2 protein-coding genes and 1 pseudogene are annotated in these 1,667 nt (G+C 38.2%); 2 read left to right on the top strand and 1 reads right to left on the bottom strand.

Annotated elements, in window-relative coordinates:
* Together ACP6PL_RS13600 and ACP6PL_RS13595 are read left to right on the top strand one after the other, a co-directional pair.
* Positions 1-465 (top strand): annotated as a pseudogene (locus tag ACP6PL_RS13600) (beta strand repeat-containing protein); the annotation flags it as partial.
* A gap of 423 nt (positions 466-888) precedes the next feature.
* Entirely contained in the window at positions 889-1,272 is a 384-nt protein-coding gene (locus ACP6PL_RS13595; RefSeq protein WP_426545823.1) for a spherulation-specific family 4 protein, read from the top strand.
* Positions 1,273-1,320: 48 nt separating this feature from the next.
* Here the strand turns inward: ACP6PL_RS13595 and ACP6PL_RS13590 are convergent.
* The coding region (locus ACP6PL_RS13590; protein ID WP_426545796.1) for an alanine:cation symporter family protein at positions 1,321-1,667 on the bottom strand (347 nt) is incomplete at its 5' end.

Raw genomic sequence — 1,667 nt, 5'->3', positions numbered from 1 at the left:
GAACAACAAGGCAGACAACCAGGACCAGGCGGACAAGACGAACAACCAGGCGGACCAGGCGAACAACAAGGCAGACAACCAGGACCAGGCGGACAAGACGAACAACCAGGCGGACTAGGCGGACAACCAGGCGGACCAGGCGAACGACAAGACGGACAACCAGGAAATTCAGATATAGATATTTTGGAAGGAGGTGCTGGTGCAGATTTATTTATCTTAGGCTCTGGTCAGATTTACTATGATGATAATGGTACAGCAGATTACGCTCTTATCCGTACTTTTAGTAGTGTTGAGGGCGACCAAATTCAACTATATGGCAGTAGTTCTGACTATACTCTTGAGGAAAATGTTTCTGGGTTACCAGCAGGAACAGCTATCTATACTAACAATGGTAGTGAACTAATTGCTGTTGTTGATGGAGTTACAGGTATGAATGCAAGTGGTAGCGAGTTTTCTTTTGTGTAGTCCCTAATTTTTCTTCTCGGTAAGATCGATTGAAAATTTGGGCGGTACAGGGGAAACCTTGCAAAAACCGGAATATTATACGCTAAGGCTGTAAAGCCAGTAGGACTAGATTTCTACTGGCTTGTTTGTTGGAGAGCAATAATTATTACCAATTAGCTAAAAAACCATCAAAGAAAGCCTTAATTAGTCTGATTATTATAGGGAGTTCGGAGGTATTCAATCTCAAATAAAACTTTCTGGTTACGTCGAAAAATCTCCTTATTAGTTTATACCGTTTTTAGAATCGCAGTTTCTCTGAGTCTGGTGTCTGCGTTGAGCGCTTTAGCTTCCTCAACTGCACTGGATACTCTTTTGTTCATTGAATCGACGATGCCTTGGACTATCTCGTTCATCTGAGAATCAGAATTAGTATCTTATTATGGGATAGAGGTAAATATATTTTACTTTTTTCCAAAAATCCAGATAGTTTATGGCTATGTAGCAACCGACTACGGAAACCGTAATATTAACCTAGTAAAAGCATACATAGATAAATACTATAACTCTGGATATTACCTAGATACAGGTTTTGATATCGACGGCATATTTCTGGATGAAATGTCAGCAGATGGGGCGAGTATTAGCTATTATCAGGAAATTCAAGAATACATCGAAGCCAAGAATTCTACAGCCAAAATTATTGGTAATATGGGAATTTCGCCAATTGATGAAATCACAATACAAGAAGATGTCAATGTTGCAGACACATTAGTTACTTTTGAAAATACGGGGGAAGTATATCGAAATGAATATACCGCTCCTTCCTAGGTGGATAATTATAGTGCCAAACAATTCGGACATCTGAAGCTAAAAGGATTAATTTACTGAAATCATTTCTCCTGTTTGTAAACGTTTCATATAATTTTCTAGGTCTGTTGCGACTTTACCACAGAGGAAATAAGTACCGAGTAAAGTAGGAAAAGCGAGAGTTATTTTCAAAGCATCAGCGAATTGAATTACAGCTTCTGGATTAGTAACTGTACCAACAAAGACACCTAGTAAGAACAAGATTTTATATATAATTACACTTCTATCTCCAAATAAATATTGCCAGCAAACTTGACCATAATAACTACTAGAAATCATGGTAGACAAAGCAAATAAAAATATACAAACTGTCAAAACAGAAGGAAACCAGCCAATAACAGTAGTAAAAGCAGCTA

The sequence above is a fragment of the Dapis purpurea BLCC-M126 genome (assembly GCF_050015975.1).
Taxonomy (GTDB): Bacteria; Cyanobacteriota; Cyanobacteriia; order Cyanobacteriales; family Microcoleaceae; genus Trichodesmium.
Note: the sequence above shows the minus strand (reverse complement) of the source record. Positions and strands in the feature narration are given on the sequence as shown.